This is a genomic window from Mycobacterium sp. UM_Kg1 (assembly GCF_000972925.1).
In the GTDB taxonomy this organism is placed as follows: Bacteria; Actinomycetota; Actinomycetes; order Mycobacteriales; family Mycobacteriaceae; genus Mycobacterium; species Mycobacterium hiberniae.
Map to the genome: position 1 here is coordinate 1 of NZ_JRMK01000153.1, position 8,103 is coordinate 8,103.

Genomic DNA, 8,103 nt, shown 5'->3' on the forward strand with positions numbered 1-8,103 from the left:
CCTGCAGTATGACCGCCAGCAGCGCCAGTGAGGTGAGGAGGATCAGCAGTGCTGTGTCCATGCCGGAAAGGTAGCGCGGGCCACCGACAACTCCGGGCCGCGTGGGCTCGGCGGTTAGCGCAGGGGTGGCCCCCATCGCACCTGCTCGCGCAGCTGCGCCTTGAGCAGTTTGCCGCTGGCCGTGCGGGGCAGGGGCTCACTGACCACCGTGATGTATTGCGGCACCTTGAAGTCGGCCAGCTGGCCGCGGCAGTGGTCGAGCACCGCCGCCACGTCGATCGGGCCCTGGTCCCCGAGCAGCACCGCGCCGACCTTCTCCCCCATCACCTCGTCGGGCACCGCGAGCACGCAGGCGTCGGCCACGCCGGGGGCAGACAGCAGTACGGCCTCCACCTCGACGCTGGAGACGTTCTCCCCGCCGCGGTTGATGATGTCCTTGAGCCGGTCGATGAGGTGCACGCGGCCGGCGTCGTCCACCCGCACCACATCGCCGGTGTGCAGCCACCCGTCGACGATCGTGGCGGCGGTGGCGTCGGGCCGGTTCCAGTAGCCGCGCATCACATTCGCACCGCGCACCACCAGTTCACCGGTAACGGTTTCGCTGGAATCGTTCAAGGGGATCACGCCGATATCGCCCGAGGGGACGGCGTAGCCGACCGAGTCCGCGTGCGCCACCGCGTCGAAGTCCGGCAGCACCGTCATCAGCGATGCCGTCTCCGTCATGCCGTAGCCGTTGAACACCGTTGCCGCTGTGAACGCTCCGCGCAGCGACCGCACCAGCGCCGGCGCCGTCGGCGCACCCCCGTATCCGACCCACCGCACGCCACTGGTGTCGGCCGCCGCGAAGTCGGGGTTCCGCAACAGCAGGGCGTAGATCGCGGGTACGGTCACCATGGACGAGATCCGTTGCTCGCCAAGCGTGGTGATCAACTCCGGAAGGTTCAGCGCCGGCATGATGACCGCCGCCCCGCCGGTGTAGGCGGCGACCAGCAGTTGAGAGTTGCAACCGGTCACATGAAACAGCGGGACGGAGATCAGGGTGCGAAACTCCTCGCCCAGCGCCCGGGACTGACCCAGGACACGCACCATGTTCTCGGCGTTGGTCAAAAAAGCTTCGTGGGTGGTGGGCACGCCTTTGGGGCTGCCGGTGGTTCCGGAGGTGTAGAACAGCGCCGCGGTGTCGGCCGCCTCGAGCCCGTCGACCACGTACGGCTGTCCATCGGGCAGAGCGGCGCCGGGCGCAAGATCGACCCGGACGCCGGCGTCGGCGAGCACGAAGTCGACTTCCGGTGCGGCCGAGCGGGTGTTGACGGCCACCGGTATTCCACCGGCCATCAGCGTTCCCCAGAACGCCAGCACCCAGTCCAGTCCCGCCGGGTAGCGCAACGCGACCCGGTCACCACGGTTGAGCCCGTCGGCCCGCAGCCCGCCGGCCACCCGCGCGGCCCGCTGCCACAGCTGCCGGTAGGTCAGCCGGCCGCCCCCGAGCTCGACCACGGCCTCGCTGTGCGGCCGCTGCTCGGCCTGCTCGGCCAGCAGCGCGACCAACGAGGTGGGCAGCCGCTCGTAGTGCGCGACGCCGTTGCGGTCACGGACTACTCCGATCGGCGGAAAAGGATTGTGCCGCCGCGGTATTCCGATGACCCCGATCATGAACGGGCCGTCATCGCCGCCGCAGCCGGATGTGCACCGCCGCCCGCAGGGTCCCGCGCACCGCGTAGATCGCCGACAGGACGCACGCGATGATCAGCACGATGAACATCGGCAGCCAGTTGCCGCGGTCGTGGTTGACGTGCCACCAGACGTAAGCGAACAACACCGAGGAGACGAACAGGACCAGGTCGCGCCAGTTGCCCTGATAGGAGAACGCCGCGGCTCGCAGCGCCCGCGTCTGGTCGGACGCGGCGACCAGATCGTCGATGCGCTCGCCGATGACGCGCTTCAGCTCCGCGCGGCGCTGAGTGTCCTCAGCCGGGATCCGGTCGAGCAGGTCGAGGTCTTGCTTGATCAGGCTGCGCATATCAGGGCCCCTGAGCTGCCCGGCCGCCGCTGTCAGCAGGGCGCCGCCGAAAACCGGTGCCGCACCCAGCGCCGTACTCAGCAGTGTGGGCATCGTTGCACTGCTCCTTTCCGTGAGTTCCCGGCCACCCTACGACCTCACGCGAGAATTACCGTGCCATCGGGCGCGATCCGCCAGCCGGGATTGTGGGCGATCTCCCAGATCAGCCCGTTGGGGTCTTGGACGTGCGCATGGAAGACGCCACCGAACCGGCCGGCCTGCGGCGGCTTGAGCACCACTGCGCCCGCCTCGGCCATGGCGTCGGTCAGTGCCGTCACCGCCTCGGGACTGCCGACGTTGTGCGCCACAGTCACGCCGCCGACCCGGGCGTGATGGCCGGCGAGCATGAGGTCTTCGTTGAACTTCGCGGCCGCGAAAAAGCCCAGGACCTGTCCGGGCGCCGACTGGTAGAAGACGATCTCCCCTTCGACGTCGAGCAGCGGGTCCCAGCCCAGCGCAGCGTAGAAACGCCGGGTCGCGTGCAGGTCGGTGGCCGCAACGGTGACGAAATGCACCCGCTGTTCCATCCTGCCAGCCTAGAGCGGCCCGCGCGGGTCAGCTCTTGAACGGCACACACCGGCATACTGCGACCAACACCGGCAGGGTGCGGCTAGTCTGCTCGACAGCACGACGTGACGAGAAGGGGTCGACAGTGAAGCGCTACCTCAGCGGAGGTTTGGCCACCGCGCTGGCTGCCGCCGGGCTGACAGCCGGTTGGCTGATCGCGTCGGCGCCGCCGGCTCAGGCAGGGTGCCAGGACAACCCGCTGCTGTTCTTCTCCACCGCCCAGAAGTGCGATGGCCCGGTCCAACCCGACGGCAGCTGGCAGCGCTGCGTCATCTACTACTACGAGCCGCCGAAATCACCGCCGTCCCAGCAAGACTGCCACTCGATGGGGCCGGGCCGGGATTATCCGTTTCACTCGTTCTACGAGCCGGTAACCCACATCGACCCGTAGCGGGACTCACTGCATCAACGTGGCGGCCACCGTCGCGCCCAGTTCCCAACACGCTTCCAGCTCAGGCTTTCCCGGCTTTCCCGATACTACGACCGAGTCGGCCGCCTTCACCCATCCCAGTCCCGTCGTGATGGCGTCGACGGCACGTTCGGCACCCTCGGTTCCTTCATTGCCGTGCAGGTAAAGGCCGTACGGCCGACCGCGGGTCGAGTCCAGGATCGGGTAGTAACAGACGTCGAAGGCGTGCTTGAGCGCGCCGCTGATGTAGCCGAGGTTGGCGGGGCTGCCCAGCAGGTAGCCGTCGGCGGCCAGCATGTCGGTGGGCGACACCTCCAGCGCGGCGCGGCGCACCACCTCTACACCCTCGATCTGCGGGTCGGTGGCCCCGGCCAGCACCGCCTCGAACATGGCCTGACAGTGCGGCGACGGCGTGTGGTGCACCAGCAGGAGCGTCTTGCTCACCGCTTCTCCTGCATCGCGACCGCGGTCTTCATCGCCTCCCGGGCGCGACGGCGGTCCCCGGCGAACTCGTAGGCCCGGGCCAATCGGTACCAGCGCTGCCAATTGTCGGGGTCGGCGTCGAGTTCGGCGCGCACCGTGTGGAACAGGGCGTCGGCGGCCTCTCGTTCGAAGCGACCCGAGGGCCGCCGCGGCAAAACGCTGGGGTCCAGATCCATGCCGTCCGCGGCGATCAACCGGGACAGTCGCTGGACGGCGAATCCGTCGCGCAGGGTGGCGACCATCGCCCACAGCCCCAGCACCGGCATGATCAGCAGCGCCAGGCCCAGCGCGATCGCCGTTTTGGAATCGGAGGTGATCAGCAACACCGCGATCCGGCCCAGGAACACCAGATACATCAGCAGCGCCACGCACATGAACGCGACGAGCACCTTGACCCGAGCGGCCGGCGACACCTTCATCACGACTACTTCAGGTCGAGCAGGGGCTCGATGCCGATGGTGAGTCCGGGGAATTCAGCGATCCGGCGCACCGCCAGCAGCACCCCGGGAACGAACGAGGTCCGGTCAATGCTGTCGTGCCGGATGGTCAGGGTCTCGCCCAGGGTGCCGAACAGGACTTCCTGATGGGCGACCAGCCCGGCCAACCGGACCGAGTGCACCGGCACGCCGTCGACGTCTGCACCGCGCGCTCCGGGCAGGCCGGTGCTGGTGGCGTCGGGGTTGGGCGGCAGCCCTTTTCGGGCCTGCGCGATCAGCTGGGCCGTGCGGGTCGCGGTGCCCGACGGCGCGTCGGCCTTCTGCGGGTGGTGCAGTTCGATGACCTCCACCGACTCGAAGAATTTCGCGGCCTGGGCCGCGAAATGCATCGACAGCACCGCGCCGATGGCGAAATTCGGTGCGATCAGCACTGCGGCCCCGGGCTTGGCGGCCAGCCAGGAACGCACCTGGCCGAGCCGCTCCTCGGTGAACCCGGTGGTGCCGACTACGGCATGAATCCCGTTGTCGATCAAGAACTTCAGGTTGTCCATCACCACATCGGGATGGGTGAAGTCGATCACCACCTCGGTGCCGCCATCGGTCAACAGGCTCAGTGGATCACCGGCGTCAACCTTGGCGGACAGGGTCAGATCTTCGGCGGCTTCCACCGCCGCCACCATGGTGGCGCCGACTTTGCCCTTGGCGCCCAGCACTGCTACCCGCATGGCTGCCACCCTAGTGGTGATCGCAAGCGCGGCGAAGCCGGGCGCAGCGGATCACCACCATCGGCACTGGTGATCGCAAGCGCGGCGAAGCCGGGCGCAGCGGATCACCACCGTCAGGACACTTCCCTCCGGGGCTGCCCGGACTCGCCGGCAGCGGCCAGCCGTTCGGCCACGAAACTGACCATCAGGGCAAACGCGGCCCGGCTGTCGGGCAGAAAGGGGAACAGCGCCGGGAAGGCGTGCACTTGATGCGCCCACAGCTCGAGTCGGCTGGACCGGTTGTGCTCGAGGAGCGCGGCGTACAGCCGCTCGTTGTCGCACCGCAGAATCTCCGCCTCAGCGGCGATCAACAGCGCCGGCGGCATGGTCTCCAGCGGACCGTTGATCGGAGACAGCTCGTGACGCATGGGCGGCGACGGGCATACGTGTTCGACCAGGTCCGGCAGCGCGTCCGCTATCCCGAATGCGTCGGTGCTCATGTTCGGGTGAGTGCTGCGGGCCGTTCCGTCCAGCTCCAGCAGAGCCGATATCCCGATCACTCCGGCGGGGGCCGGCAACCCCTCCTGCTGGGCTCTCAGGGCGGTGGCAAAGGTAAGAAAACCCCCGGCAGAGTCGCCGGCGATCACTGTCTTGGCCGGGTCGGCACCTTGTCCCAGCAGCCAGCGGTAGGCACCTACGCAGTCCTCCACGGAGCCGTCCACGCTCACATCGGGGAATTGCCGGTAGTCGACGTGCACCACCGGAAGGCCAGTTCGTCGGGCCAAGGTTGCCACGACGTGCAGATGGGTGTCGAAACCGCCGGTGAAGAATCCACCGCCGTGAAAGTACAAGATGGCACCGTCGCCCAGCGGCGCCACGCAATCTGCTCGGCGAACAATCTCGACGGGCACCCCCGCAGCAAACTCACGGGTGAAGCGGATCCCGAAGAACGGCCGAAGGCGCTGCAGGCGGGCAACGTTGTTGGTACGGCGGCCCAGCTGCGCCAACATTGCCGGCATGGCCTCAGGCCCCCCACGGCGACTGATCCAGCGCACCAACCGCGGCATCACCGCCGCGAAGACGGCGTAGATGATTCTGGCCCGAAAACTCGCACGATGGACGTCAGCAACACCAGACATCCGGGCATCCTATCCGCACGGATGCGGCGAAGTTCAGGCGTCGATGACGATCCGTCCCCCGTTGGATCGCGAAACGCAGACCAGCATCTCGTCGTCGCCCTCTGCGGTGCGTCCGCGCCGGTCGACGTCGCCGGCGATCACCTTGACCTTGCAGGTGCCGCAGAATCCCTGCCGGCAGGAGCAGGCGGTTGTCGGGTCGGCGTCGAGCATCACCTCCAGCGCCGAGCGGTCGGCGGGGATCGTCAGCACCCGGCGGGACCGGGCCAGCTCCAATTCGAAGGGCGCACCATCGACCACCGGTGGCGGGCTGAACCGCTCGTAATGCAGCGGCGCGTTCGCATGGCTGTTGCGCGTGACCCGCACCGCCTCGAGCATCGCGCTGGGCCCGCAGACGTACACCGAGGTCTGCGGACCGGCCCCGGCCAGCAGCTCGTCGGTGCCGGCGACGCGTCCGTGCTCGTCGTCGGCCCATACCGTGACCCGCTCGGGGTCGACCGCCAGCACCTCGTCGAGAAACGGCATGTCGGCCCGGCTGCGGCCGGCATAGACCGCGCGCCAGTCGGTGCCGCGGCGGGCGGCCTCGCGGAGCATCGGCAGCATCGGGGTCACCCCGATCCCGCCGATGACGAAGAGCACATCGCTTTCACCGGTACCCAGGTAGAAGGCATTGCGCGGCCCCTCGAACAGCAAGGTGTCGCCCTCCGCGTAAGCCTGGTGCATCTCGACCGAGCCGCCGCCCCCGTCGTCGAGCCGGCGGACCGCGATGCGGTAATCGGTGCGGCGCCCCGGCGGGCCGCACAAGGAGTACTGCCGGCGGCGGCCGGACGGCAGCTGCACGTCGATGTGACCCCCCGGCGTCCAGTGCGGCAACAGTCCGCCGTCGGGGTCGGCCAGGGTGAGGGCAACCACGTCGCGGGTCACCATCTCCCGCTTGGTGACCACGGCCGTGATGGTCCGTGACACCGGCGCAACGTGGGCCGGCTTCCAGCGTGACAGGGATGTCGCGCCGCTGAGCAGCGTGATTCCGGCCCACAGCGCGTTGAACACCCGATCGTGCTTCCGGCGGCCGTAGAGGTCGGCGGGCCGCGACTCCCAGATCTGCGGTGCCATCTCAGGCGTGCCGTGCGTCATCGCCGGACGTGGCCGCACCGCCGGCCACGCTGAGCTGAATCCACTCATCGGTGAGCCGGGCGATCTCGCCGGGACGGTCGATCACCACCCAGTGGCCGCCGTCGATGTCGACCACCCGGTGCACCGCCGGGATGGATCCGGTGAAACGTTGCAGGGCCGGGCTGACGAACACGTCCAGGCGTGGCGCGAGTACCTGGACCGCGACATCGGTGAGGGGCAGCGGCGCCGCCGGCTTCAGGAACGGTCCCGGCATGTTCGCGCGGTACAGGTTCAGCCCGTTGACGTAGTCGTTTTCGCCGCGGGGCATGGCAGGCTGCGGGTTGCCGGAGCGACCGATGCGGTCCAGCCAACCCAGGACCCGCACGCCCAGCCCGGAGCGGAACGCCGCCTCGGGGACGCGGGGGGTCAAGAACAGCCAGATGTAGCTCGATTCGAGCAGCTGCCGGAACACGTCGGCCAGGGTGCGCAGGTTGCGCGCCGAGCGCAGGAACCGTCCGGCGTAGTCCAGGTGCGGACCCGAAATCGACGTGTAGGAGCCGACTTTGGCAGCGACGGTCGGGGCGGTGACAGCGGCCCACCCCTGGATCGAACCCCAGTCGTGGCCCAGTAAGTGGACCTGGTCGATACCGTGGCTGCCCAGGTGCTCGATCACCGCCGCGACGTCGTTGACCAGATGCGGGAAGCGGTAGGCGGACTTCTCCCCCGGCGACGACGACTCCCCCGCGCCGCGTACGTCGTAGGCGACGACGTTGTAGCGGCCCGGATACTGCTCGATGAGCTCGCATGCCACCCCGTCCCAGACGTGGTGATTGTCCGGGTAGCCGTGGATCGCCAGAATGGTCGCCCGCTGCGGGTCCAAGTCGGTGTAGGCGTGCACCGCCAGTCTGACTCCGTCAGGTGACGTCACAGTGGTCGTGGTCGGGTTGGTCATCGACTGCACTCCTCGTGGTTCGCCGCTGCGGTCAGTGTGTGGCGCGGGCGGCGGGTGATACGGCCAAGTAGTTCACGGCTTTCTCCACCCCACCGAGTTGCGCCGGGTGGAAACCCGGACGGTAGTAGGAGGCGATGGCCGGCAGGAACTCCCACGGCGAGGGCACCAGCCCGCGCCGCGCCGCGGCGAACCAGTCCCGCCAACGCGGCCTGGTCCCGGGCGGCAACAGCGGGTCGGCCTTGT

At 68.7% G+C, this 8,103-nt stretch carries 10 protein-coding genes and 1 pseudogene; 1 reads left to right on the plus strand and 10 read right to left on the minus strand.

Annotated elements, in window-relative coordinates; all coding sequences use genetic code 11:
• Positions 1–114: 114 nt before the first annotated feature.
• The 3 genes from LI92_RS17900 to LI92_RS17910 are packed head-to-tail and all read right to left on the minus strand — an operon-like array spanning position 115 to position 2,586.
• Complete coding sequence (locus tag LI92_RS17900; protein ID WP_046321280.1) at positions 115–1,653, minus strand: class I adenylate-forming enzyme family protein; 1,539 nt, start codon at positions 1,651–1,653, stop codon at positions 115–117.
• Between the two features lie 10 nt (positions 1,654–1,663).
• A complete protein-coding gene (locus tag LI92_RS17905; protein ID WP_046321282.1) occupies positions 1,664–2,113 on the minus strand; it encodes a CPBP family intramembrane metalloprotease in 450 nt (149 codons plus the stop codon).
• A gap of 44 nt (positions 2,114–2,157) precedes the next feature.
• Positions 2,158–2,586, minus strand: a complete 429-nt coding sequence (locus LI92_RS17910; protein ID WP_046321283.1) for a VOC family protein — start codon at positions 2,584–2,586, stop codon at positions 2,158–2,160.
• A 125-nt stretch (positions 2,587–2,711) separates the two neighbouring features.
• Between LI92_RS17910 and LI92_RS17915 the strand changes: the two genes are divergently transcribed.
• Positions 2,712–3,017, plus strand: coding sequence for a CDGP domain-containing protein (locus LI92_RS17915; protein WP_046321285.1), 306 nt, complete (start codon positions 2,712–2,714; stop codon positions 3,015–3,017).
• Between the two features lie 6 nt (positions 3,018–3,023).
• Here the strand turns inward: LI92_RS17915 and LI92_RS17920 are convergent, their stop codons facing one another.
• The 7 genes and pseudogenes from LI92_RS17920 to LI92_RS17950 all read right to left on the minus strand — a co-directional run.
• On the minus strand, positions 3,024–3,425 hold the full coding sequence (locus tag LI92_RS17920; RefSeq protein WP_192830087.1) for a flavodoxin family protein: 402 nt from the start codon (positions 3,423–3,425) through the stop codon (positions 3,024–3,026).
• Between the two features lie 50 nt (positions 3,426–3,475).
• Entirely contained in the window at positions 3,476–3,937 is a 462-nt protein-coding gene (locus tag LI92_RS17925) for a hypothetical protein (protein WP_152665538.1), read from the minus strand.
• A gap of 5 nt (positions 3,938–3,942) precedes the next feature.
• Positions 3,943–4,680, minus strand: coding sequence for a 4-hydroxy-tetrahydrodipicolinate reductase (gene dapB, locus LI92_RS17930; protein ID WP_046321288.1), 738 nt, complete (start codon positions 4,678–4,680; stop codon positions 3,943–3,945).
• Between the two features lie 113 nt (positions 4,681–4,793).
• Positions 4,794–5,798: an alpha/beta hydrolase gene (locus LI92_RS17935; RefSeq protein ID WP_046321289.1), complete on the minus strand. Its 1,005-nt coding sequence runs from the start codon at positions 5,796–5,798 to the stop codon at positions 4,794–4,796.
• A 33-nt stretch (positions 5,799–5,831) separates the two neighbouring features.
• Entirely contained in the window at positions 5,832–6,908 is a 1,077-nt protein-coding gene (locus tag LI92_RS17940; protein ID WP_046321290.1) for a PDR/VanB family oxidoreductase, read from the minus strand.
• A gap of 1 nt (position 6,909) precedes the next feature.
• On the minus strand, positions 6,910–7,860 hold the full coding sequence (locus tag LI92_RS17945; RefSeq protein WP_046321294.1) for an alpha/beta fold hydrolase: 951 nt from the start codon (positions 7,858–7,860) through the stop codon (positions 6,910–6,912).
• Between the two features lie 31 nt (positions 7,861–7,891).
• Positions 7,892–8,103: pseudogene (locus tag LI92_RS17950) on the minus strand (metal-dependent hydrolase); the annotation flags it as partial.